This is a genomic window from Hungatella effluvii (assembly GCF_003201875.1).
Taxonomy (GTDB): domain Bacteria; phylum Bacillota; class Clostridia; order Lachnospirales; family Lachnospiraceae; genus Hungatella; species Hungatella effluvii.
In genome coordinates this window covers 40,478-65,892 of sequence record NZ_QJKD01000017.1, presented here as the reverse complement: position 1 = coordinate 65,892, position 25,415 = coordinate 40,478, and the positions used below count along the sequence as shown (strand labels likewise).

Annotated in this window: 20 protein-coding genes; 15 read left to right on the top strand and 5 right to left on the bottom strand. The window is 51.8% G+C overall.

Annotated features, from left to right (window positions below):
- Positions 1–24 precede the first annotated feature (24 nt).
- From DFR60_RS24530 to dcd, 7 genes are all read left to right on the top strand, one after another.
- Positions 25–3,201 (top strand): DEAD/DEAH box helicase, encoded by a 3,177-nt coding sequence (locus DFR60_RS24530; protein WP_110325244.1) that lies wholly within the window; start codon positions 25–27, stop codon positions 3,199–3,201.
- 41 nt (positions 3,202–3,242) lie between these two features.
- Positions 3,243–3,863: a flavodoxin family protein gene (locus DFR60_RS24525; protein ID WP_110325243.1), complete on the top strand. Its 621-nt coding sequence runs from the start codon at positions 3,243–3,245 to the stop codon at positions 3,861–3,863.
- A gap of 348 nt (positions 3,864–4,211) precedes the next feature.
- Positions 4,212–6,341 (top strand): anaerobic ribonucleoside-triphosphate reductase, encoded by a 2,130-nt coding sequence (nrdD, locus tag DFR60_RS24520; protein WP_110325242.1) that lies wholly within the window; start codon positions 4,212–4,214, stop codon positions 6,339–6,341.
- 44 nt (positions 6,342–6,385) lie between these two features.
- Positions 6,386–6,910: an anaerobic ribonucleoside-triphosphate reductase activating protein gene (gene nrdG / locus DFR60_RS24515; protein ID WP_110325241.1), complete on the top strand. Its 525-nt coding sequence runs from the start codon at positions 6,386–6,388 to the stop codon at positions 6,908–6,910.
- Between the two features lie 16 nt (positions 6,911–6,926).
- Positions 6,927–7,634 carry a YkgJ family cysteine cluster protein gene (locus DFR60_RS24510; protein WP_110325240.1) on the top strand — a complete coding sequence of 236 codons (708 nt, stop codon included), beginning with the start codon at positions 6,927–6,929 and terminating at the stop codon, positions 7,632–7,634.
- A gap of 131 nt (positions 7,635–7,765) precedes the next feature.
- Positions 7,766–7,999 (top strand): hypothetical protein, encoded by a 234-nt coding sequence (locus DFR60_RS24505; protein ID WP_002603638.1) that lies wholly within the window; start codon positions 7,766–7,768, stop codon positions 7,997–7,999.
- 12 nt (positions 8,000–8,011) lie between these two features.
- A complete protein-coding gene (gene dcd, locus DFR60_RS24500) occupies positions 8,012–8,530 on the top strand; it encodes a dCTP deaminase (protein WP_110325239.1) in 519 nt (172 codons plus the stop codon).
- A gap of 116 nt (positions 8,531–8,646) precedes the next feature.
- Here dcd and DFR60_RS24495 read toward each other — a convergent pair whose 3' ends face one another.
- Together DFR60_RS24495 and DFR60_RS24490 are read right to left on the bottom strand one after the other, a co-directional pair.
- Positions 8,647–9,543, bottom strand: a complete 897-nt coding sequence (locus DFR60_RS24495; RefSeq protein ID WP_110325238.1) for a DUF4261 domain-containing protein — start codon at positions 9,541–9,543, stop codon at positions 8,647–8,649.
- A gap of 94 nt (positions 9,544–9,637) precedes the next feature.
- Complete coding sequence (locus DFR60_RS24490) at positions 9,638–11,086, bottom strand: MATE family efflux transporter (RefSeq protein WP_110325237.1); 1,449 nt, start codon at positions 11,084–11,086, stop codon at positions 9,638–9,640.
- A gap of 177 nt (positions 11,087–11,263) precedes the next feature.
- Here DFR60_RS24490 and DFR60_RS24485 point away from each other — a divergent pair, with 177 nt between their 5' ends.
- Both DFR60_RS24485 and DFR60_RS24480 read left to right on the top strand, forming a co-directional pair.
- On the top strand, positions 11,264–11,956 hold the full coding sequence (locus tag DFR60_RS24485; protein WP_167437720.1) for a YoaK family protein: 693 nt from the start codon (positions 11,264–11,266) through the stop codon (positions 11,954–11,956).
- Positions 11,957–12,279: 323 nt separating this feature from the next.
- Positions 12,280–14,916 (top strand): cation-translocating P-type ATPase, encoded by a 2,637-nt coding sequence (locus DFR60_RS24480; RefSeq protein WP_110325235.1) that lies wholly within the window; start codon positions 12,280–12,282, stop codon positions 14,914–14,916.
- On the opposite strand, the gene DFR60_RS24475 is transcribed toward DFR60_RS24480, so the two are convergent.
- Entirely contained in the window at positions 14,898–15,581 is a 684-nt protein-coding gene (locus DFR60_RS24475; RefSeq protein ID WP_110325234.1) for a CatA-like O-acetyltransferase, read from the bottom strand. The two genes, DFR60_RS24480 and DFR60_RS24475, sit on opposite strands and share 19 nt — an antisense overlap.
- 530 nt (positions 15,582–16,111) lie before the next feature.
- Here DFR60_RS24475 and DFR60_RS24470 point away from each other — a divergent pair.
- Positions 16,112–16,681 (top strand): TetR/AcrR family transcriptional regulator C-terminal domain-containing protein, encoded by a 570-nt coding sequence (locus tag DFR60_RS24470; protein WP_110325233.1) that lies wholly within the window; start codon positions 16,112–16,114, stop codon positions 16,679–16,681.
- A gap of 205 nt (positions 16,682–16,886) precedes the next feature.
- Positions 16,887–18,035 carry a lactaldehyde reductase gene (gene fucO / locus DFR60_RS24465; protein ID WP_110325232.1) on the top strand — a complete coding sequence of 383 codons (1,149 nt, stop codon included), beginning with the start codon at positions 16,887–16,889 and terminating at the stop codon, positions 18,033–18,035.
- A gap of 116 nt (positions 18,036–18,151) precedes the next feature.
- On the opposite strand, the gene DFR60_RS24460 is transcribed toward fucO, so the two are convergent.
- Positions 18,152–19,030: a hypothetical protein gene (locus DFR60_RS24460; RefSeq protein WP_110325231.1), complete on the bottom strand. Its 879-nt coding sequence runs from the start codon at positions 19,028–19,030 to the stop codon at positions 18,152–18,154.
- 347 nt (positions 19,031–19,377) lie between these two features.
- On the bottom strand, positions 19,378–20,241 hold the full coding sequence (locus DFR60_RS24455) for an AraC family transcriptional regulator (RefSeq protein WP_110325230.1): 864 nt from the start codon (positions 20,239–20,241) through the stop codon (positions 19,378–19,380).
- Between the two features lie 198 nt (positions 20,242–20,439).
- Here DFR60_RS24455 and DFR60_RS24450 point away from each other — a divergent pair, with 198 nt between their 5' ends.
- The 4 genes from DFR60_RS24450 to DFR60_RS24435 are packed head-to-tail and all read left to right on the top strand — an operon-like array spanning position 20,440 to position 25,083.
- Entirely contained in the window at positions 20,440–21,822 is a 1,383-nt protein-coding gene (locus DFR60_RS24450; RefSeq protein WP_110325229.1) for an MFS transporter, read from the top strand.
- Between the two features lie 17 nt (positions 21,823–21,839).
- On the top strand, positions 21,840–22,775 hold the full coding sequence (locus tag DFR60_RS24445; protein ID WP_110325313.1) for an amidohydrolase family protein: 936 nt from the start codon (positions 21,840–21,842) through the stop codon (positions 22,773–22,775).
- 11 nt (positions 22,776–22,786) lie between these two features.
- Positions 22,787–23,623, top strand: coding sequence for a creatininase family protein (locus DFR60_RS24440; protein WP_110325311.1), 837 nt, complete (start codon positions 22,787–22,789; stop codon positions 23,621–23,623).
- Complete coding sequence (locus DFR60_RS24435; RefSeq protein ID WP_110325228.1) at positions 23,620–25,083, top strand: carboxylesterase family protein; 1,464 nt, start codon at positions 23,620–23,622, stop codon at positions 25,081–25,083. Before DFR60_RS24440 ends, DFR60_RS24435 begins: the two co-directional genes overlap by 4 nt.
- Positions 25,084–25,415 lie beyond the last annotated feature (332 nt).

The window sequence follows — 25,415 nt, the reverse complement described above, 5'->3', positions numbered from 1 at the left end:
TGTGTGAACGGATGTGAAAAACTTATGAAAGTATCACAGATGACAACAAGCGCCTTCTGGAAAGGCGAATCGGGCGTAAAAGGCCTGGTTGAAGACCAGGGAAAACAGTATAAAGCTAATTTATATATCAAGGGTAGTCAGGTTTATGACTACTCTTGTTCCTGTGTGCAGGGAAATTCCTATAAGGGGATGTGTCCGCACTGTCAGGAGCTCTACAGGGAGTACCGGGAAAAGGCGGCTGAGAATTCGGGACGGCCCGTCACCACCTCCCAGCAGGCCAGAACCATGATCCGGGAGTACACCAACCGGGAAGTGGCTCAGATCATTATTGAGGGAGAAGAAAAGCAGGTGCAGCTGGCTGTCCGTATCATAGCGGACCGAAGCGATGTGAAGCTGGAATTCCGTCTGGGGCGGGAACGTTTCTATGTGCTCAAGGATCTTGTGGCGTTTACGAGGGCAGTAGAGAGCGGTTCGCTGGTGGAATACGGGAAGAACCTGGCCTTCCACCACAATCTGTCCGTCTTTGCAAAGGAGAGCAGGCCGCTGGTGGAATTCATCATGGAGCTGGTGGGCATTTACTGTGAGCACTATGAACAGTTTCAGAAGAGCTCTTTTTCGAACCTGCCGACTCTGCGGGGCTTAAATCTGAGCCGGGGCAACCGGGACCGCTTCTTCAGCCTGATGATGGGCGAGACGCTGGAACTGGAGGACTACCGTGCCCACAAGAGAATGGTGACGGTGACGGATCATAATCCCGATCTGGCGGTCAAAGTCAGAAGAAAGGGACGGGATGGCATCCTGGTATCCATCGACAAGGGGCTTCTGATCTTTGAGGGAGAGCGCCATCTCTATGTGGTGGACAAGGAACGGATCTTTCGCTGTGACGAAGCATGCAGTGCCACACTGCACGTCTTCCTGGAACAGATGATAAAGAGCTTCGGCTCCAACTGTGAGGCGGAAGTGAATGACAAGGATATGCCGCTTTTCTATGAGCGCGTGCTGAAAAAGATCGCTGCCTACAGTACGATCGACGCAGGCGACGTGGAACTGGAGGCATACAAGCCGGAGGAACTGAAAGCGAGATTCGAGTTTGACAGCCAGGGGCCGAACGACCTGGTCTTAAAACCGGTTCTGTCTTATGGAGAATACTCGTTTCAGCCGGTGGAGGATGAGAAGCTTCCCAGAACCGTATGCCGGGATGTGCCGGGAGAATTCCGGGTCAGCCAGCTGATTACAAAGTATTTTAAATACAAGGAACACGATACCGAATATCCGGCGATCCGCGACGACGAGGAGGCCATCTACCGCCTTTTAACGGAGGGCATGAGCGAGTTCATGGCTCAGGGTGAGGTATATTTGTCGGAGTCCTTTAAAAAACTGAAGGTTCTTCCGCCCCCGAAGATTTCCATCGGTGTGAAGAGCAGCGGCAGCTGGCTGGAGCTGACGGTGGACACGGACGGAATGTCGGGGGCCGAGCTCACGAGGCTGCTCTCAGAGTACAGCCAGAAAAAACGGTACTACCGCATGAAAAACGGCGAGTTTCTGGCTCTGGACGATAACGGCCTGATGACGGTGGCGAAGCTGGTGGAGGGCCTCGCAGTCAACAAGTCGGATTTACAGAGTCAGAAGATTCGTCTTCCCAAATACCGGGCGCTCTATCTGGATGGTATTTTAAAAGAGGGCACAGGCATCACGCTTTACCGCGATGCGCTGTTTAAGGCCGTGGTCCGCGGCATGAAATCCGTGGAAGACAGTGATTTTGAGATACCGCTGACGCTCCGTCCCGTGCTGAGAGAATACCAGAAAACGGGCTTCCGGTGGCTTAAGACCCTGGATTCCTGCGGGTTTGGCGGAATTCTGGCGGATGATATGGGCCTTGGAAAGACGATTCAGGTTATCGCGCTCCTCCTGGATGAGAGGAACCGCGAGCCGGACACGTCCGCGTTGATCGTCTGCCCGGCGTCCCTGGTGTACAACTGGGAAAATGAGATTCATCAGTTCGCACCGACCCTGAAAGTCCGTACAATAAGCGGTACCGCACAGGAGCGGGAAGAACTTCTGAATGCGGCCTCGGAGGGGGAGATATTAGTTACCTCCTACGATCTGCTGAAGCGGGATATCGCCTTTTACGAGGAAAAGGAATTCCGTTTTCAGATCATCGACGAGGCACAGTATATCAAGAACGCCTCGACCCAGAGCGCGAAGGCGGTTAAATCGGTGAATGCCAGAACGAGATTCGCCCTGACGGGAACGCCGATTGAGAACCGGCTCAGCGAGCTGTGGAGTATATTTGACTTCCTCATGCCCGGATTCCTGTTTTCCTATCAGAGATTCAAGAAGGAGTATGAGCTCCCCATCGTGCGGGATCAGGATGAAGCCTGTTTAAAGGGGCTGCACCGTATGATCGGTCCGTTTATCATGCGCCGCTTAAAGAAGGATGTGCTGAAGGAACTTCCCGATAAGCTGGAGAATGTTATCTATTCCGGCTTCGAAAAGGAACAGAAGGATTTGTACACCGCCAATGCATGGCAGGTCAGACAGCAGCTGGAGCAGGCCGGAGACGGCGGCTCCGACAGGATTCAGATCCTTGCTCAGCTGACGAAGCTGCGCCAGATCTGCTGCGATCCGCATCTCTGCTACAGCAACTATAACGGCAGCTCCGCCAAGCTCGAGACGTGTATCGATCTGATCCGGAACGGCGTGGAGGGCGGCCATAAGATTCTGCTCTTTTCCCAGTTTACATCGATGCTGGAAATCATCGAAAAGCGGCTGAAAAAAGAGGGGATGGCATATTATATTCTGACGGGTGCGACACCCAAGGAAGAGCGCCTTCACATGGTCAACTCCTTTAAGGACGACGGTGTGCCGGTATTCCTGATTTCCCTGAAGGCCGGAGGAACGGGATTAAACTTAACGGCCGCGGATGTGGTTATCCATTACGATCCATGGTGGAACGTGGCGGCGCAGAATCAGGCGACGGACCGTACCCACCGGATTGGCCAGGAAAAGCAGGTAACCGTGTTTAAGCTGATTACGAAGGGAACCATTGAAGAAAATATATTAAAGCTTCAGGAATCAAAGAAGAATCTGGCGGAACAGATCATAACAGAAGGCACCGTCTCGTTAGGCAGCCTGACGAAGGATGATCTCATCGGCCTGCTGGTGTCCCCCGGCGTAAATGCGCCGGTTGGACTAGATTAGGGTGTGCTTATTTTCAGTTGAAAAAGAAAGGATGGATTAAGATGAAAGTACTGCTGTTAAACGGAAGCCCTCACGAAAAGGGCTGTACATACCGTGCGCTCACGGAAGTGGCGGGGGCTCTTACGAAGGAGGGAATCGAGACGGAGATCGTCCATATCGGCAATCAGGCCGTTCATGGATGTATCGGATGCGGCAAATGCGCCGCGACGGGCCGCTGTGTCTTCAAGGGAGATCCGGTCAATGCATTTTTGGATAAGATGGAGCACGCGGATGGACTGATCGTCGGCTCTCCGGTCTACTATGCGTCGGCTAACGGCTCCCTCTATTCCTTTCTGGACCGTCTGTTCTACGCGGGAAGCTGTTTTGCGTTCAAGCCGGCTGCCGCGGTGGCTTCTGCACGGCGCGCGGGAACGACGGCTACGCTCGATACCCTGAATAAATACTTTACGATTTCCCAGATGCCGGTCGTATCGTCCCAGTACTGGAACATGGTTCACGGCAATTCGCCGGAGGACGTAGAGCAGGATTTGGAGGGGCTGCAGATCATGCGCACGTTGGGGAAGAATATGGCGTGGATGCTTCGCTGCATCGAGGCGGGTAAGGCGGCAGGAATCACGACGCCGGAAGCGGAGCAGAAGCTTAAGACTAACTTTATCCGTTAAAACTGGAGGTTACGCCGGAGAACCGGCGGGCGGCGGAAGGAGCAATCCTTTCATTGCCCGCTGGTTCTTCGGCTGTGTACTGACTCCGTTGAGAAAAAATTTTAATGCCCCGGAAACGGCCTGCGGAGAGCGCTGATGTGTTTTTTCAGGGCTTTAGAGAGAAAGAAAAAGAGAAAAAGGCCTTTACTTTTGCCATATCTGTTGTATAATGGAAAAGCACTATATATGGTGAGGAAATAATTACATACGCAAAATGTAGAAGATTTCACGGCAAAGTAACAGCTGCTGTGTTATTTTTTAGCAGTATTATAAAGTAGAATATGGATTAAAGGGAATAAGGAGACAGCGATGATTAAGGTACAGAAACGTGACGGCAGAATTGTAAATTATGACAGAGAGAAGATTGTAAGGGCTATTCAGAAGGCGAATGCGGAAGTGGACGCGGCAGAACGCGCCGGGGAGGCATTGATTGACGGTATTCTGGATGATGTGGAGAAGGAATGTGAGGATGTTGTCCATGTCGAGAGCATTCAGGATATGATTGAGAGCCGCCTGGTTAAGCAGAACAAGTACACTCTCTCGAAAAAATATATGATTTACCGGTATCAGAGGGCGCTTCTGAGAAAAGCGAACACGACGGATGAATCGATCCTGAAGCTGATCCGGAATGAAAACAAGGAGCTGGCGGAGGAAAATTCCAATAAGAATACGATTCTGGCATCCACACAGAGGGATTACATCGCCGGAGAGGTATCCAGGGATTTGACGAAGCGTATGCTTCTGCCGGAACGCATTTCCATGGCCCATGAACAGGGAGCGATTCATTTCCATGACGCGGATTACTTTGTTCAGCCGATCTTTAACTGCTGTCTCATCAATATCGCGGACATGCTGGATAACGGCACCGTGATGAACGAGAAGATGATCGAGAGCCCCAAAAGCTTTCAGGTGGCCTGTACGGTTATGACCCAGATCATCGCGGCGGTGGCCAGCAACCAGTATGGCGGCCAGTCCGTGGATATGAGACATCTTGGTAAGTATTTAAGGAAGAGCAGCAATAAATTCCACAGACAGATCCGGGAAGAGTTTGGCGACAGCCTGGATAACGAGGCGGTGGAGAAGATGGCGCGGATTCGTCTGAGAGATGAACTGAAATCAGGCGTTCAGACGATCCAGTATCAGATCAACACCCTGATGACGACCAACGGCCAGGCGCCGTTTGTGACGCTGTTCCTTCGCCTGGACGACGAGGATGAATACATCGATGAGAACGCGCTGATCGTGGAAGAGATTCTGCGCCAGAGACTGGAAGGGATCAAGAATGAGGCGGGCGTCTATGTGACACCGGCATTTCCAAAGCTCATCTACGTTCTGGACGAGAATAACTGCTTAAAGGGCGGAAAATACGATTACATCACGAAGCTTGCGGTGCGCTGCTCTTCAAAGCGTATGTATCCCGATTATATTTCCGCGAAGAAGATGAAGGCAAACTATGAGGGCAATGTGTTCAGCTGTATGGGCTGCCGCAGCTTCTTATCTCCCTGGAAGGACGAGAACGGGGAATATAAATTTGAAGGCCGTTTCAATCAGGGCGTTGTGAGCCTGAATCTTCCGCAGATCGGAATCCTGGCAAAGGGCGACGAGGAGGTTTTCTGGAAGCTTTTAGACGAACGTCTTGCCATCTGCTTCGAGGCGCTTATGTGCAGGCATAAGGCCCTGGAAGGCACATTATCCGATGTGAGCCCGATTCACTGGCAGTACGGAGCGATCGCCAGACTCCCGAAGGGGGCGAAGATCGATCCGCTGCTTCATGACGGATACTCCACGATCTCTTTAGGATACATCGGTATCTACGAGATGACGAAGCTGATGAAAGGAGTCAGCCACACGGACCCGGCGGGAGAGGAGTTTGCCCTCCGCGTTATGAACCACATGAAAGAGGCGGTTGAGTGCTGGAAAGAGGAGACCGGTCTTGGATTCGGCCTTTACGGAACTCCGGCTGAGTCCCTTTGCTACCGTTTCGCCAGAATCGACAGAGAGCGCTTCGGCCAGATAGAGAATGTGACGGACAAGGGCTACTACACGAATTCCTACCACGTGGACGTGAGAGAGAAGATCGACGCGTTCAGCAAGTTTACATTTGAGAGCCAGTTCCAGAAGATTTCTTCCGGCGGCGCTATCTCTTACGTGGAGGTTCCGAATATGGCGAAGAATCTGGAGGCTATGGAAGAAGTGGTCAAATTTATCTATGACAATATCCAGTATGCGGAGTTCAACACCAAATCCGACTACTGCCAGGAATGCGGCTTCGACGGTGAGATCATCATCAATGAGGACATGGAGTGGGAATGCCCGCAGTGTCATAATAAGGACAAGGACAAGATGAACGTGACCAGAAGAACCTGCGGTTACCTGGGCGAGAATTTCTGGAATGCCGGAAAGACAAAGGAAATCAAGGCCAGAGTGCTTCATCTGTAGTCTGATGCATGGCTGAACTGTTACATTTGAGGAGCAATAATATCATGAAATACGCCGATATCAAACATTGTGACGTTGCCAACGGCACCGGAGTGCGGACGAGCCTTTTTGTGTCCGGCTGCACTCACCGGTGCCGGGGCTGTTTTAATGAGATCGCATGGGATTTTAATTATGGAAATGAGTTCACGGGCGAGGCGGTACAGGAGATCCTCGATTCCTGTGGAAAAAGCTATATATCCGGTCTGTCTCTGCTGGGCGGAGAGCCGATGGAGCCGGAGAACCAGCGGGCGCTTCTGCCTCTGGTTCTCCGGTTTAAGGAGCTGTATCCGGAGAAGACGATCTGGTGCTACACCGGTTATACGTACGAGACGGATCTATTGGTGCAGGAGGGACGGGCACACTGCGAGGTGACGCCCGAATTTCTTGCGTGCATCGATATCCTGGTGGATGGCGAATTCGACCAGGAGCTTTACGATCTCAAACTGAAATTCCGGGGCAGCAGCAATCAGCGAGTGCTGCAGATTCATGAACCGGGCTGTCCGGAGCTGTTTGCTGAAATGGATAGGTAAAGGGGGAATAGGTTGGATGAAACGGGAAGTCAGCCTGGAAGAGATATCAGATGGGAAACTGTATGGCAGCAGCGACATGGTGAAGGTGGGCTGTGACGACTGCCGCGGCTGTTCCGCCTGCTGCCGGGGCATGGGAAGTTCCATTGTTTTAGATCCCTATGACGTCTTTCGGCTGGAGACGGGCCTCGGCCTGTCCTTTGAGGGGCTGCTGGCGGAGGCAGTGGAGCTGAATCTGGTGGATGGCATAATTCTGCCAAACCTGAAGATGTCCGGAGAGGGGGAGGCCTGCACCTTTTTAAACGAGGAGGGGCGCTGCCGGATTCATCCCTTCAGACCGGGAATCTGCCGGATGTTTCCGCTTGGCCGAATCTATGAGGACCACGGCTTCCGGTATTTTAACCAGATTCACGAATGCCGGAAGGAGCAGAAGACGAAGGTCAAGATCCGCAAGTGGATGGATACTCCGGATATGGGCCGTTATGAGAGCTATATTGTGGAGTGGCATTACTTCCTCAGGGAACTGGAGAAGAAACGGGAGCAGAATCCGGAGCGGAAACCGGAAGAGGGATCAGAACAGGCCGGTGGGGAAGATGCGAGGAAGCGGACTGCTATGGGGGTGCTTAAGCTTTTCTATATGATTTCGTTTCAGAAGGAGCTGGATTTCTATCAGCAGTTTGAGGCGCGCATGGCGGCTGCGCGGGAGGAATTTATTAATTTTCTGTAAAAATACTTAAGGTTCCCAAATCCCTGTTTGCCTGCCGGCAGTCTCTGTGATATACTTAAAGCAATGGAATCGGCAAGGCACAAACAGGTCTAAAGTATCAGGACGGTTGTCCGAAGGGGAGGAATACCTTTATGGCGAAGGTAAAGAGGTTTAGCACAAAAATTAACAGTTTTTTCGTGGAGTGGAGTGCGCTGAATCATTATTTGTCATCCTATGAATGTGAGAAAAACGGCGTTCCCTACATCGGTTTTAAGGACCCGAGGGTTCAGAAGCTCTGGAACAGCTTAAGTTCCGCGGAAAAGCGGGATCTGATGAAGCATTATGGGAAGAAGAACGAGGCGGAGCTGGGCGACTATCTGGGATGAGGGGCATGAATCATGATTCTTTCGGGAAAAGAAATATTAAAGCACATGGGGAAAGAGATCATCATTACTCCATTTGATGAAAAGAGAATTAATCCTAACAGCTATAACCTGTCTCTGGCGGATGAACTTCTGGTTTACGAGCAGGATGAGCTGGATATGAAAAAGCCCAATCCGACTAAGCGGATCGTGATTCCGGAGGAAGGGCTTCTTCTGGAACCCAACAGGCTGTATCTGGGAAGGACCAACGAATTTACGAAGACGGATCGCTATGTCCCCATGCTGGAGGGCCGTTCTTCCACGGGCAGGCTGGGACTCTTTATCCATGTGACCGCAGGCTTTGGCGATATTGGCTTCGCCGGGTACTGGACGCTGGAGATTTTCTGTGTGCAGCCGGTCAGAATATATCCGAATGTGGAGATCTGCCAGATCTATTACCATGATATTGATGGGGAATACGATCTGTACAGCAGTGGAAAGTATCAGAATAACAGTGGGATTCAAGCCAGTCTCATGTATAAGGACTTTGGGTGAGAACGGTATAAGAGATGATGTAAGAGATAATATAAGAAAACCGGATAATAAAAAGAGGAAGATGCAGAGTCAGGAGTCCCTGAAGCAGTATCTTCCTTTTTTATGGTCACAACCGCTTATTCCCTATGCCCCGCCGCGTATTCCCCGGGGCAGATGTCCATGACCACCCGGACTGGCTGGATTAGGGCGTCCTCGTACTGGCATCTCCACTGGACCTCCCGGCTCATCCGGCCGTCTGCGATTCCGTCGATGGTCTCACCGGACTTGACCGGCGCGTCGGCCGCGTAGAGATAGGAGGCCGCATTATACGCATGGTTTACGACGGCCTGCGGCTCCAGACCCCGGAAATGGTACTGGACGTCAGGGAGTCCGATTGCATAGAGACCCAGGGTATCCACAACCTTGTCGTCGCTGCCGGAGATGTTGAAAAGGCGGGCGTTGACGCCAAAGTATATGAAACGGTCTTCACGCGGTATTTTGTGTTCCCTGATCTGATCTGCGGTAAACAGTTTCCCGGCCGGCTTGATCCAGACCGCAGTGCAGTCAGGAAACAGTCTGACCGCTGTCTCCATCCAGTCCATCATCATCTCACAGCGCTCCTTGTATTCCAGCACGGCAGCCATCATGTCAAACAGAAAAATCTCATACCGGCACCGCTCCAAAAGAGCGTCTCCGTCGGCCACATCCCAGAGCTGGCTCCGGGAAAATGCGTCAATGGAGTCCTGCTTGAATTCCTGAACGTCCCCCATGACGACCTGGGGCGGCAGGGCGCCGTCTTTAAACTGTGCCAGATATTTTTTTACGGCAAAAGAGGTCAGAGCCGGTGAAGGGGACACGATGTCGATCGCGCCGAAGGTTTCTTCCAGAGCCGTGCGTATGATCCCGGCCTCCGGCTTAACCGGTTTTTCTTCAAACAGAAGATAGATCTGATAAAGGTTCTGAAATTCTGCTTTTTCCTCAAGGTTCTGCTTCAGCTCTTCTTTCGGTTCTTTTTTCTTTTTAAATAATCCCATATGCGTTCTCCTTTGTATCTGTCGGCAGGAGGCGGATTCCTCCGCCGTTACCTCCAGTATACCGTATTTTGAGAAAAAGGCCATTACTATTTGCTTAAGATTTCCCCCAGGCTTTTTGAAAACCGGAGAAAGGAAATGGGGCAGACAGCGGGATTTCGTAACGGCGGCAGATGCGCACAATCTCATAAGCACCGATGATTAAGGCGAAGACGCCGGTGGCAATGTTGCTGACGGCCATGACGACCCCGACGCTTAAGCTTCCCATGGAAGTAAAACTCTGCAGAAACCAGAGCACGGGAACCCGGAAGATGAAGACGCGGCAGAAGTTGATGGCCAGCGTCAGTTTCGTCTTTCCAAAGCCATACAACAGGGCCATGACGGACGCGGTGACGCCCAGCGGAATCGCCCCCAGCGCCTCGAAGCGGTAGATGGAGATAATCATCTTTTGAAACGCCGGATCATGGCCGGCAAAGAGGCGGCTGAGCGCATCCAGAAAATACAGCGAGCAGGCCATGAGCACGATCCCGATCACCAGGTTGACGGCGAGAACGCATCCAAAGGCCTTCAGCGCGCGGCGGGGCTTTCCTGCTCCCACACTCTGGCTGATAATGGCCGATCCGCCTTCCTGGAAGCCGTTCTGCGGCATGGTGGTGATGCCGCCGATGTTGTTGGAGATTCCCAGCGCTCCCACGGTCAGCGAACTGTAGATCGTACTCATGGAATTGATGATGACCTTGCCGAAGGAGAAGGCCATCTTCTCTGCAATGACCGGAATGGAGAGTCCGATCATGGGAAATGTGACAGCGGGCTTCAAAGAGACCGCTTTCATGGAAAAGCCGAATGCGTTGTCCTTTTGATTCATATTTCGCACAGCCGCAGCCAGCAAAAACAGCTGGGAAAGGATTGTAGCCGTGGAAATCATGCTGATTCCGCACTGAAATCCGTAGACGAACAGGGCGGTAGAGGACATCTTGATGGCGATAACGGCCATATTCAGGCGGAGAATTCTGCCGGAATTTCCACGTGCCCGCTCAATGGCGATATAAATGTTGTTAAAGAAGCTGATGACCATGCCGAAGAGCTCCAGCCGAAAGTACAGAGTCCCTTCCGAGATAAAGGCCTCCGGCGTCCGGGCAAGCCGGAGAAACCACGGCGTGAAGGGAACCAGCAGAGCCAGAATGACGGCGCCTAAGACCGCGCACATGGCGAACAGCGTGCTGACCCGTTTCTTTACCAGATCGAAATCACCGGCACCGTAGGCTTCGCTTATTTTCAGACTGGACCCGATGGCGAGGCCGCCTCCCAGGGCTGACAGCATCAGGCTGATCTGGGATAAATAGGCCACGGCGGACACAGAGCCGGCGCTGATATGGGCCGCCATCATAGAGTCAAAGATTTTAAAGAGCTGATTTAAACTCTGGTACAGGGCCAGCGGCGTTCCGACGTAGAGAACGACCTTCCACATGTTGTCGTGGAGGGCAAATTCCCGGAAATGCTGATCTTTTGCGGAGAGCACCGCCTTTGGTAACAATTGCCTGGACATGAATCGTTCCTCCTTTGATGTATATGCCATTGCTTCCGATGGATCTGTATATAAGCATATAACCGGGAGCTTTGGAAATCTACGAATTTCATGACCAATCATCAAAATAGTACGGTTTTTTTGACATGACCGGTTCCTTTGTGCTATAGTATAGGCCGAAGGGATGGTGATGTCTGGATGAAACGACATGGTCAAATGTCGGAAGCGATGTCGACCGGTATCTTTCTGACTCTGTCCGGTGGATTTCAGGATGCTTATACGTATTACACCCGCGGGAAGGTTTTTGCCAACGCCCAGACGGGGAATATCATTTTACTGGGACACAATGCGATGAACGGAGACTTTACGGATGCCTTCCGGTACCTGGTGCCGGTGCTGGCCTTTGCGGGCGGAATCTACATATCGGAGGTCATACGCGGTATCTACCGGGAGTACGGGAAGCTGCACTGGCGCCAGATCGTGGTGGTGCTGGAGATACTGCTCCTGTTTGTGGTGGGATTTCTCCCGCAGTCCATGAACATGGCGGCCAATATTCTGGTGTCCTTTGTCTGCGCCATGCAGGTGGAGGCGTTCCGGAAGATGAAGGGAAGCGCCTATGCCAGCACGATGTGCATCGGCAATCTGCGCAGCGCGACGGAGATGCTGTACCGCTACCGCCATACGAAGGAAAAGGGCTGTCTGGAAAAATGTCTCCGGTATTACGGCGTAATTCTCGTCTTTGGTATCGGCGCAGCGCTTGGAAGCTTCATGACTTCCCTGTTTGAGGAGCGGACGATCTGGATATCCTGCGGTTTTCTGTTTGTCTGTTTCTGTATTATGCTTATTCCCGCGAGCAACGAGTCAGGTGGGCGCGCTTGCGGGTCCATCTGACGACTGCCGCGAGGGTCAAAAACTCCACCGCTCGCGGCGGGTTTTTTGGCTAAAGAAGACATCGAGGGCGAGCGAGGTCTGGATTGACAGCGGAGCGGGTTTGTGATACAGTTACATTAAGTTAACAGGATATTTGAGGGAGTAATTCCGCATATGGCACAGGCGAGATAAATCAACAGCATGGCGGCTTTGCGGCGGCCTGGTTTATCTATAAAGAATGAGACTCATATACAGTATACACGCTGTATATGAGTCTTTTCCTTATTTACAGCAGGCGGAAACGGTTCCCTCTTACAACCGGACGAATGACAGGAGGTGCGGTGATGAAGGGATACTTGGATACTTCGGAGGAAGTTCTGAAAAAACTGAATACGAAACGGACAGGCCTGAGTGCAGAGGAAGCGGCCGGCAGACTTATGGCAGATGGAAAGAATAAGCTGGAGGAGGCGAAGCCGGTTCCGCTTTGGAGGCGTTTTTTGAGTCAGCTGGCCGATCCGATGATCATCATTCTGATTGTTGCAGCGGTGGTCTCTGGAATGACGGCGGTCTATGCGGGGGAGTCGTTTGCGGATGTGATCATTATTATGATCGTCGTTCTCATCAATGCGGTGCTGGGAGTGGCGCAGGAGAGCAAGGCTGAGAAAGCCATAGCTGCCCTGCAGGAGATCGCGGCGGCCACTTCCAAAGTAATGCGGGATGGTAAGCAGCAGACGATCCGGAGCGAGGAGCTTGTGCGCGGCGATATCATCGTCCTGGAGGCCGGAGATGCGGTGTCGGCAGACGGCAGGATTCTGGAGTGCGCCAGCATGAAGGTGGAAGAAGCCGCCCTGACCGGGGAGTCGGTGCCGGTTCTCAAGACGGAACGCGTTCTTTCCCTGGAGGAGGGGACGAAGGACATTCCACTGGGCGACAGGAAGAACATGGTCTACATGGGAAGCACGGTCGTATATGGCCGCGGAGCAGCGGTCGTGACAGGCACCGGCATGGATACGGAGATGGGGAAGATCGCGGATGCCCTGACTCAGACAAAGGATAATGAGACGCCGCTTCAGGGAAAGCTTTCCCAGCTGAGCCGAATTCTCAGCGTGCTGGTGCTCGGCATCTGCGTGATTATATTTGCAGTCAGCTTACTGCGCGCCTATCCGGCCATTTCCGGGCATACGGTCATGGATACATTTATGATCGCCGTGAGCCTGGCGGTGGCAGCCATACCGGAAGGGCTGGCGGCCGTTGTCACCATCGTGCTCTCCATCGGCGTCACCAACATGTCCAGGAAAAATGCTATCATCCGGAAGCTGACGGCCGTGGAGACTCTTGGGTGCACCCAGATCATCTGTTCTGACAAAACGGGAACGCTGACGCAGAACCGGATGACCGTCGTGGAACATACCGGATCCGACGAGACGGCACTGGCGGCGGCCATGGCACTCTGCAACGACGCTTATTTAAACGATAAGAATGAGGTGGAGGGAGAACCCACCGAGGCGGCTCTCGCAGCCTACGCATGGTCCGCAGGACTTAACCAGAACCTCTTAAAACGGGAGTATGTGCGGATCGGTGAGGCACCCTTCGATTCCATGCGGAAGATGATGTCGACCGTACATGAAAAGGCGGATGGGACCGTGATTCAGTTCACGAAAGGCGCTCCGGATGAGGTTCTGAAACGCTGTACTCACATACTGTCGGATGGAAGGGCCGTTCCGCTGCGTGAGGAGGACAGGGAAAGAATTCTTCTTGCCAATAAATCGCTGGCCGACCGGGCTCTCCGTGTTCTTGCGGCTGCTGCGAGAGAGTACACAGCCCGCCCCGCCGGCTGGGAGGCCGGAGAGCTGGAGCAGAAGCTCTGTTTCCTCGGTCTCACCGGGATGATCGACCCGGTGCGCCCCGAGGTGCTGCCTGCCATCGAAGAGTGCCGCAGAGCCGGAATCCGTCCTATTATGATTACCGGCGATCATAAAGACACGGCGGTGGCCATCGCCATGCAGCTTGGCATCATCACATCACCGGAACAGGCCATCACAGGCGCTGGTCTCGACGAGATATCTGATGAGGACTTCGGCAATGAGATTGAAAAGTATTCCGTTTACGCCAGGGTCCAGCCGGAGCACAAGGTGAGAATCGTAAATGGGTGGAGAGAGAAAGGCTGTATTACCGCCATGACGGGAGACGGAGTCAACGACGCGCCTTCCATCAAGAATGCCGATATCGGTGTGGGAATGGGAATTACCGGAACCGATGTGACGAAGAATGTGGCGGATATGGTGCTGGCAGACGATAATTTTGCCACGATTGTCTCAGCGGTGGGAGAGGGGCGGAGAATATACGATAACATTCGAAAGTCCATACAGTTTCTCCTGTCATCCAACTTATCAGAGGTGCTGTCCATCTTTTTTGCGACGCTTCTCGGCTTTGTCGTCCTGAAGCCGGTCCACCTCCTCTGGATCAATCTGATTACCGACTGCTTCCCCGCGCTGGCGCTGGGCATGGAGGAGCCGGAACAGGACGTCATGAACCGGCCGCCCCGCAGCCCGAAGGAAGGGATTTTCTCAGGCGGGGTCGGACTTAATGTGGTGGTTCAGGGAATTGCGGTGACCGTAATCACCCTGGCTTCGTATCTGATCGGCCATTATCTGGAGGCGGGCGTGTGGGAGATTACGAACAGTGCGGATGGCATGACCATGGCGTTTCTGACTCTGTCCATGACGGAGATATTCCACTCCTTCAACATGCGGTCTATGAGTCAGTCGGTATTTACGTTAAAACATCATAATCCGTGGCTGTGGCTGTCCATGGTGGCTTCCTTTCTGTGCACGACCGTGGTCATCTACGTCCCGTTCCTGTCCGATGCGTTTGAATTTGAACACATTTCCCTGACCGAGTATGCGGTGGCAATCGGACTGGCCGTCTGCATTGTTCCGTTTGTAGAGGGGACGAAATGGCTTCAGAGGAGGCGGAAATGAGGAACATCCTCTGCAAATGCCTCCGCTTCGGACTGCAGGGTTTCCAGAAAGCGATTGATATGGTATCCGTCGGTCGCCGCGTGATGGCAGGTAATGGAGAGAGGCATCATAATTCTGCCGTCTTTTTCATAGAATCTGCCTGCCTCAACGGACGGAAGATAGTATGGCTTGTTTTCATAGGAGTGAACCGAAAAATGCTTAAATGATACCCAGGGAACACAGGAAATGGTATAGGCATTTGCTGGAGGTGTCTGCCCGGCCTGAGCCAGGACGCCGTGACTGCCGCCGTACCTCTTCTGGTTGTCCAGGTAGGCCTGATAAAACGCCATGAAATCATCTGCGTATTCCGTCCACATAAAGGAAAAGGTCTTATCGTCATCATGAAAGGCCGCGTAAAGCGGTGTGAGTGTGTCGAAGCAGCCAACCTGTCCGTCCAGTTCGGCGATTTTGAATTCCTTCTGCATTTGAAGCGTCCTGGTGACGAGCCATAAGTAAGCCGGGAAGAACTTGATACCGGCATGCTTCAGAGCCGTTCTCATCGCCGTTACATCGAGATCGACGGTCAGGGAATATCCGGTCGGAGCCATTTTCGAGAAATAGTAAAACATCTGCCCCCTCGGCCATGTCTGCATGTCGAGCGGTGTGAATTTAACAGTTTGATCCATTGTGATACCTCCTTTTCCTCTATTATAGGGACTTCCAATGAAAATACAATCAACGCTCCGTAGACTGCGTAACAGTTCAGCCCTCGCTTCCAGCCGCCGCGGTCCGTCCCGGTGCTTTCGTTTCCCGGACCTTTCCAGTTCCGGTTTCGGGCATAAGCATTTCTAAATGTGCAGAATTTTTCTAAAAACCAGTGAAAATCCCCAAACTCGCTGCGCTCAAACAGGTGAGGATTTCCCCTGAACGAAAAATTCTGCGCATTAAGAACTGCTAATGCCCTGCAAAGTCACAGGAAAGGTCCGGGAAACGAAAGCACCGGGACGGACCGCGGCGGCTGGAAGCGAGGGCTGAACTGTTACTAGGCTGCCGGTGTTATCCCTGTTCCATTTGAAAAAATTAGTATTTTATGGTAGGATGAAGAAAAACCTGCACACAAAAGAAGTCAGACACTCACGGCAGTTGCCAATTGGACATGCCCGCATGCCCGCTTGGCCTGTTGTCTTCGTGTGAATAAACGATACAGGAGCATAGAATGACGGCTTATGTAAGTAAGAATGAGAAAACAAAATACCGGCTGGCAGACTCTGTCAAGCAGTGCATGATGACGACGCCAGTGGACAAAATCACGGTTCAGAATATCGTGGATGGCTGTGATATGACGCGTCAGACCTTTTACCGGAATTTTAAGGACAAGTATGACCTGATCAACTGGTACTTCGATAAGCTGGTGCTGGAATCCTTTGCCCGGATCGGCGTGGAGAAGACGGTCTGCCAGAGCCTGGAGGAGAAGTTTGAATTTATCAAGAAGGAGAAGGTGTTCTTCACCGAGGCCTTCCGTTCGGATGATTACAACTCCCTGAAGGAACACGATTTTGAACTGATTATGGGGTTCTATAGGGAGTTGATCACGCGTAAGACCCATAAGCCTCTGGAGGAGGAGATTCAGTTTTTGCTGGAGATGTACTGCCGCGGATCCGTCTATATGACTGTGAAATGGGTCCTGAGCGGCATGAAGCAGACCCCGGGGGAGATGGCGGCCAGCCTGGTGGAAGCCATGCCGCCGCGGCTTTCGGCTGTGTTTCAGGAGGCAGGTCTCGTATAATGCGGATCGGAGAGCTTTGCCTGGCCGTTGGTACGGGATGTATTGATATTGTATAGAAATAAAGTTACAGTTTGCGGGATTTGTAACATTTGTTACAAACGAAGGGGATTGTAACTTTATTTTTCAGACCGGTTTTGTTAAAATAATAACAGAAAGTAAATGGTATCCATAAGACCCATAAAAGATAGGAAAAGGAGAGATTATCATGGCAAACAGAATCGTTCTGAATGAAACATCGTATCACGGCGCAGGTGCAATCAATGAAATTCCGGGAGAGGTAACAAAGAGAGGGTTCCATAAGGCATTTGTTGCATCCGATCCTGATCTGGTAAAATTCGGCGTAACAGCGAAGGTGACAAAGATTCTCGAAGAGAATGGAATGGACTACGAGGTTTATTCCAACATCAAACCAAACCCAACCATTGAAAACGTACAGACCGGTGTTGAGGCATTCAAGAAATCCGGTGCAGACTATATTATCGCAATCGGCGGCGGTTCCTCCATGGATACCTCCAAGGCCGTAGGCATCATCATCACTAATCCAGAGTTTGCCGATGTCAGAAGCCTGGAGGGCGTGGCTCCGACCAAGAATCCGTGTGTTCCGATTCTGGCTGTTCCGACGACAGCGGGTACGGCGGCAGAAGTTACCATCAACTACGTAATTACCGACGTTGAGAAGAAACGCAAATTCGTCTGTGTTGATACACACGATATCCCGGTTGTCGCTTTCGTTGATCCGGAGATGATGTCCAGCATGCCGAAGGGATTAACTGCTTCCACAGGTATGGATGCGTTGACCCATGCGATCGAGGGCTATACCACAAAGGGAGCCAATGAGATTACAGACATGTTTAACTTAAAGGCGATTGAAAAGATCGCTTCCAGCTTAAGAGATGCGGTTGAGAATAAGCCGGAAGGCCGTGAAGGCATGGCTCTGGGCCAGTACTTAACCGGTATGGGATTCTCTAACTGCGGACTTGGCATCGTTCATTCCATGGCTCACGCCCTGGGCGCCGTATACGACACACCGCACGGTGTGGCCAATGCCATCCTGCTTCCGACCATTATGGAATACAATGCAGATGCTACGGGTGAGAAGTTCCGTGCCATCGCTAAGGCCATGGGTGTAGAGGGAACCGAGACCATGACCGTGGAAGAGTACCGCAAAGCGGCAGTTGAGGCAGTTAAGAAGCTGTCCCAGGACGTTGGAATTCCGGCTGACTTAACGGCTATCGTTAAGGAAGAGGATGTTCAGTTCCTGGCTGAGTCCGCTGTGGCAGATGCGTGCGCACCTGGAAATCCTAAGGATGCGAGTCTGGAAGACATTATTGCGCTGTATAAGAGCCTGATGTAAGATCGGCCGGGCGGGAGTTCGGACAAACTGCAGTGTAAGAGAAGATTAATAGAGCGGAGACGCCGTTTCATCGATGAAGAGTCATTGATGAAACGGCGCTTTTTATTAATTGCTCTTTAGTTTGGTGTCTGCTTTGAAAAAATGGTGTAATAGTTTATGGCCTCTTCTTCCATTAACGAAAAATTGGCCTGCAGCTTTTGAATAATACGCTGTTTCGGGACGTTTTCGGAAACATTATCCTGAATAAAGACCTGGATGCCTTTTTCCATCCCTCGTTGATACCCTTCATCCATCAACATCTGTCCGACTAATGTCATCTGCATCTCCTCCTCCAGTTTTTTCGCGTATGCCCGGTCAATGACTTTGTCTGTAAAGGTCAGGATTCCGGCTATTACCTTCAGCTGGCCCTCCCTGTCAGGCAGTCGTTTACCGAGATTTACGGCCTTTTCAATCGTTTCCTGCTTGCGCTTTTTTCCTTTTACGGTAAGCGGCAGAATCATCAGTTCCATCAATTCTTCTTCCGTCAGTTTTTCTCCGGCGTCGATTTTGTTCTTCAGGCGGTGGTAGATCTGACTGCCGTCTAAATGAATTAAGTAGGCGGATTCTACGACCAGGATCAGGCCGCCTAAATCATATCGTTCTTCTGCACGCTCCACATCGGCCGTATAGATGACCACCATCTTGAGCTGCTTTAAATCTTTCAGTTCCCGGCGAATCGCAAAACGGCGGATGACTCTGGCAATGTAATTGAGATATTTTACGAAGTTTTCCCTGCTGAAGGAGGATTCATAGTCGATGATGGCTAAAGAACCGTCGCTTAACAGGAATAAATTATCCAGCCTCAATTCATTGCTTTCAATGACGGGCAGGTTCGTAGGCAGGATATCCACAATCTTTAGCTCCGGAAGTCCGAAAGCAGCGAGACTTCTGCCTTTTAATGTCTCCGCCATCAGCTTGGAGGTAATATCCTTGTTCTGATATGCGATTTCTTCCATTTCTTTTTCTTTCTCCTTTTATTATACGTAAATAAACGGACAGTTTCAAGAGTTCCATACTTAAATAATCAAAACGCATCACCTGCCTTTAATCCGGTTTTTCATGATTTCAGGGATATTTTCTGAGATTGTTTGAGATATTCAGAACATCACCGCTTTCCGGCAGAATGCGGAAATGGGATAGGATAATCGTATGACAGATATATGAAAAAGTCAAGTATTATTTACTTAAAATAATAGTAATTCTGCTTATGCTGTACTCTTGGGTTCACCGCAGTATATGAAAAACCAGGTTTCCCAGATCAGGTAAATACACAGTTTCAGCACGCATCTTCACAATAATGCTTCTACGTATCATGGCGATGGAAATTCTTAAATTCCCGCGGCGATATGCCATACTCCTTCTTAAAGGAACGGTAGAAGGAAGAGTAGTCTGGAAAACCGCAGCTCTCCCATATTTCCTGGAGCGGGACTCCGGACAGGATTCCGTTTTTGGCCGCGATCAGACGGCGCTGGATCACACAGTGATGGAAGGACACCTGCATGTTCTTCTGAAAGGTGTGGGAGATGGTGGAGGGGCTCACGAGAAAATGCTTCGCCGTCCCTTCCAGCGTGATCTTCTCCCTTAAGTGTTCGTCAATGTAGCGGAATAAATCATCCACCAGAACACTTTTTTCCGCGGCCGGCATCTGCAGATCCTGATAGTAATAGGTGCGGCTTATGTGGGCCATGAGGCTGATGACTGCGGTCCGGGTGCAGTATCCCCAGCCCAGCTTCTGCTCTTCTGTCTCCTTTAAGGCGGCGGAAGCAGCGGAAAAGAGCCCTGACCATGTCGCCCGGGTGGAGCGCAGAAGATAGCTCCCGCGCTTCTGACACTGCTCAAAGGCAAAATTCAGATCCGGAAATTCCTCGCACTGCTGATGCCAGTAGGCGGCGTTGATCCAGATGACATACCGGGAATACGGTTCCTTAAGCGTCTCCGGAAAGAGCGGCTGGTGACTGACTCCGGGCGGAATGAGCAGAATATCCCCCTGTTGGATGCGAAATCGCTTGTCCCCTAAAAGATACTGGATATTGCCGCTTTTGCAAAGCAGGATCTCATAAAACGTATGGCTGTGCAGGAAAACATGGCCGCTATTGTCTGTATTGGTCTGAATGCGGATTTCCGTACAGGAATCCTCCATCTGTATTTCTTTCCAGATATTAATCATAGGACCTCCATGGTTAAAATGCATAAAAAGTTGAAAGAATATTATTGAAAATAAATAAAACCTTATAACTTATTTGCAAGAATTACAATGTATAATGCAAGATGCGCAATTTAAATTGCTAAAACTACACAATATAATAGAACTATAACAAATGAACATAAGAAATTCAAGTCTTATGGGAAGAAAAGGAGAGGTTTTATGAAAGAGATACGAAAATTTGGAATCAGAGACCAGATCGGATATGTATGCGGTGATATGGCGGGCAGCTTTGTGAACCTGTATGTCGATGCATTTTTCCTCACATTCTGTACGTATGTGCTGGGAATTAAGGCGGCGTGGATGGGAAGTATGTTCCTGTTTGCAAGACTGTGGGATGCATTTAACGATCCGATGATCGGTTCCTTTCCGGACCGATGGCAGATAGGAAAGAGCGGGGATAAATTCAAACCCTACATTAAGATTGCAATGATTCCGCTGGCTATATCCGGACTGCTGTGTTTTGCTGATGTCAGCAGCTGGGGTTCCCTGGCGAAGCACGTCTGGGTCGTATTTGCTTACATCGTATACGGAATGAGCTATACCGGAACTTCCATGCCGTTTGGCTCCATGGCCTCTGTTGTTACCAATGACCCGATCGAGAGAACGAAGCTTTCCAGAGCCCGTTCCATCGGCGGCACGATCGTCGGAATCGGAGCCATTTCACTGGTTCCTCAGTTCGTATTCAACAAAGCGGGCGAAGTCGTGCCGAGTGGTTTCTTCAAGGTAGCGGTGGTATTCGGAATCTTATCCATTATCTGCTACTGCCTGCTGCTGCATTTTACCACAGAGCGCGTTCGTCAGCCGAAGGTGGAAGGCGAGACGTTCAATTACGGCAAGGTGTTAAAGAGTGTATTTAAGAACCGCCCGATGCTGGGCGTTATGCTGGCAACGGTAGGAAGCCTTTTATTCATCACCGGCAACAGCCAGCTGGGAAGTTACCTTTACAAAGAATTCTACCATGCGCCGCAGGTGCTGACACTGGTGTCCTTAATCAGTATTCCGATTATGCTGGTATTCTTCCCGCTGATTCCGAAGCTGAGCCAGAAATATGGAAAACGCAATGTCATTTTAGTATGCTCCGGTTATAACCTTGTGATTTCCCTGATTCTGTTTATGATGCCGATTCAGAACGTGTACTTATTCCTGGTGATTAACACCCTGGCGACCAGCGGACAGACGGCATTTACCATGCTGATCTGGGCGTTTGTTACGGACTGCATCGATTACCATGAGTACCAGACCGGAGAGCGCAGCGACGGAAGCCTTTACTCCATCTACACATTCTCCAGAAAGATCGGTTCCACGCTGGCATCCACCATCGCTTCCTTCTCACTGGGCGCGATCGGCTATATTTCCGGTATTGAGGCACAGACTGCCGCTGTCGCCGGTCATATTCGTTCCCTCTGCACCTTTATTCCGGTAGCGACCTGCGTGCTGGAGCTTCTGGGCATCGGACTCGTATACAACCTGACCAACAAGAAGACGACGGAAATGTACGCGGTACTGAAGAAACGGAGAGATGAGGGCGAGAAACAGGCATAGGAGTGAGAGAAAGCGGAATGGAAAAAAAGATCGATATTCATCTTCATTTGAGTGAACGTCCGATTCCCGACGGGCTGGGAATGAAGATATCCAGCGGGGCAGAAATGCTGCCGCATCTGGATGAACTTGGAATCGGGTTTGGAATCATCATGTCGTCGGGCGAGAAACAGGCGATGTTCGGCTCCAACGCTTCGTGCAGAAGAATCGCGGAACAGTATCCGGACCGGTATGCCTGGATGTGCGGCCTGGATGAGACGGAACCGGAGACGGTATACGATAGGTTAAAGCAGTACCGCGAAGAGGGCGCCGTCGGAGTCGGAGAACTGGCTGTCAACCACAGATTGGATCATCCGTTTTTAGAGGCGGTATTTCAGGCGGCGGAAGCCCTTGGCCTGCCGGTGCTGTTTCATATGAGCCCGGAGGAAGGCTTCCAGTACGGTGTGGTGGATGAGCCGGGGCTGCCCCTTCTGGAACGGGCTTTAAATAAGTACCCCAATTTGATATTTATCGGCCACAGCCAGCCGTTCTGGCACGAGATATCGGGCGGCGCGGGGGAATCCCGGGAAGAGCGGTATGAGTGGGGAAAAGGGCCGGTGACGCCCGGCGGCCGGCTGGGTCAGCTGTTTGAAAAATATCCGAATTTGTATGGAGATTTGTCGGCCAACAGCGGCGGATGCGCCATGATGCGGGATGAGGCGTTCGGCCTGGCGTTTCTGGAGACCTGGAAGGACCGGCTGATGTTTGGAACGGACATGGTAAATGTGGATATGGAATTTCCGCTGGGCGGATGGCTGGATCAGAAGGTGGAGGAGGGAGCGCTCTCCTTCACCGCCTGTCAGACCATTGTGAGAGGCAATGCAAAACGTATCTTTGGGCTGGGCCGGAAGCTGGCTGTAAATGCAGAAGAAAAGACCGATGAGAAAACAGAAGAGAAGATGGTGAAAGGAGAGTAGGAATGAAGGAAATGAGAACGAGGATTCTGCCACGGATGCTGAATGACGAGGCAGAAACGTATCTGACACGCAATGATGTCATCATTGTTCCGGTGGGAACGGTGGAACTCCACGGGGGACTGCCCCTTGACAGCGAAACAGTGATCAGCGAGGCATTCGCCCTTCGGATGGCGGAAGCGGCCGACGGGCTGGTGCTGACGGGACTGCCGTATTTCTACGCCGGGGCCACGGCCATCGGACGCGGCACGACTCAGGTCAGCGTGCGGGAAGGCATCGACTATCTGGGAGCTATTGCGAGAAGTCTTCTCCGTCAGGGCTTCAAGCGCCAGATTTACGTCAGCTTTCACGGCCCCGCCCATATGACCTGCTGTCCAATGATCCGGGATTTCTTTGATGAGACCGGCGTCCCGATTCTGTATATGGATCTGACGATGCAGATGTTCCAGAGTGCACGGGATTTATTCAAGACAATGGACAGTTTTCATGCCATCACAGTCGGCGCGTACCAGATGATGGGCCGTCTGGAGGATGTTCCGTTTACCACAGGATACTGCCATCAGGAGCCGCAGACGACGAAGCCGTTTGACCATCTGTTCGGCCTGGCTTACCAGAGCGGCAGCATCGGCTACTGCTTTGGCGACGCGAAGGATCATATGAGTACACCTGCGATCCCTGACGCGGCCAGGAGAAAAGAACTGGCGGACGAAGGGGAGATGCTGATTAATGAGATCGTAAAGCGCCTGGATATGAGAACCATTACAGAGGAAATGAGGTCTTTGGAAGCCTTTGAGCAGGAGGTTATGAAGCGGTATCCCTGGATTCCGGCCGCAGGCGGGCAGAAGAGATGACGGACGAAATCGAGAAAGAAACAGAGAAGGAAATCGGGAAAGAAATGAAACAGGAAATGATGAAATCAGAGTTACAGCCGGAGTCCGGCGAATCGTCGAAGCTGATCGGGACACCGTGCGGAGCTGTGAGAGGAACTGTCTCCGCAAAGGGAGACTGCATTGTCTATAAAGGAATCCGCTATGCAAATGCCAAACGTTTCCAGTACCCTGAAGAGGTGACGCACTGGGACGGCATCTATGAGACAGACCGGTTCGGAAACTGTTCTTATCAGCCGAGAGCGTTCTATGATGAGGCAAAGGTACCGGAAAAGGCGTTTTATTACCACGAATTCCGCGAGGGCGAGTCCTACACCTACAGCGAGGACTGCCTGTTCCTAAATATCTGGGCGCCGCTGGAGGCGGAGAATGCACCGGTTCTGTTTTATATTCACGGAGGCGGATTCAAGGGCGGATGCGGCCATGAGAAACATTTTGACGGCGCGGCCTACTGCCGTCAGGGAATCCTTGTAGTGACGATCAACTACCGCCTGGGACCTCTTGGATTTGCCTGCATGGAGGAGTGGAAGGATGAGGCGGGACATGCCGGCAATTACGCCATGTACGACCAGATGGCAGCCTTATCATGGGTCCGCCGCAATATCGCCGCGTTTGGCGGCAATCCGAACCGGATCACCCTGATGGGACAGTCGGCCGGCGCCATGAGCGTGCAGCAGCACTGCCTCTCTCCGCTGACGAAAGGGGACATCCGCGGAGCCATTATGATGAGCGGCGGCGGTGTGAGGGAAGGATTTGCCGCCGCCGCGTCCCTGAAGGATGTGGAACCATTCTGGCGTGAGCTGGACCTCCGGGTGACCGAGGCGTGCGGAACGGGGATGAGGGAAGCAGAGCCCTCTGTAATCTTTGAAGCCTTTAATGCGCTGTCGAAGGAACGCCCCGACGCGGCCATGGTCTGCGGCCCGATTGTGGACGATGCTTTTTTGCCGGAGCCGGCCATGAAAATCGTCAGAGACGGCGGGGCTCACGAGATCCCTTATCTCATGGGCTCTACCAGTGAGGATATCGTTCCTCCGATTGTACATAAGATGGCAAAGGGATGGGCAAGACTGCAGTCTGACCTGGGAAGATGCCCCTCCTATGCATTCTTCTTTGACAGGCAGCTGCCGGGGGATGACAGGGGCGCCTGGCATTCCGCGGATTTGTGGTATGAATTCGGTACGCTGGAAAACAGCTGGCGCCCGTTTGAAGCCTGGGACCGCGAGCTTTCGAACTGTATGGTGTATTACTTTTCCAATTTTATCCGCACCGGAGATCCCAACGGCGGCGGTCTTCCCCAATGGCTCCCTATGGAAAAGGGCCAGAACCGCGTCATGCGTTTCGGTGATAAAACTGTGGCGATGGGATACGTCTCCATTGCGAAGCTGAACCATACCATGCGAACGAAACCTTCTGTTGGTGAATAAATAACGTGTTAAAGTTTACGGCCTCCGCCTGCCCTTGCTTCCCGGTCTGTCCCGGCTGACGCGTGCTCCGTTTCCAGTTCCGGTTTCGGGCATAAGCATTTCTAAACGTGCAGGATTTTTCTAAAAACCAGTGAAAATCCCCAAACTCGCTGTGCTCAGACAGGTGGGGATTTCCCCTGAACGAAAACTTCAGCGCGTTAAGAACTGCTAATGCCCTGCAAAGTCACAGGAAACGGAGCACGCGTCAGCCGGGACAGACCGGGAAGCAAGGGCAGGCGGAGGCCGTAAACTTTAATAATAACCTAAAAATTGTCCGGATTCCCGTCAAAACT